The following is a 201-nucleotide window of genomic DNA, read 5'->3' on the forward strand; positions in this document are numbered from 1 at the left end:
GAGACGATGTCTCGCTGGACACCGGTGGGGCCGAGGTAGTTGAACGCGTAGGACTGGTGGGCGTACGCGCCGATCAGGTGGGTCGGCTTGAACAGGATCCGGGTCACCGCGTTGTGGATGCCGCCGCGCTTGCCGGTCGCCTCCGACTTCGGTACGTCGATGGTGCGCTCCTGGCCGTGCTGCACGTAGCAGATGCCATCA

1 protein-coding gene is annotated in these 201 nt (G+C 65.7%); it reads right to left on the reverse strand.

What is annotated here, in order from left to right:
- Positions 1-201 (reverse strand): hypothetical protein (locus BN358_RS26040; protein WP_198018361.1); only part of this gene is annotated, 201 nt, incomplete at both ends.

It is taken from the genome of Sedimentibacter sp. B4 (assembly GCF_000309315.1).
Classification (GTDB): Bacteria; Bacillota; Clostridia; order Tissierellales; family Sedimentibacteraceae; genus Sedimentibacter; species Sedimentibacter saalensis.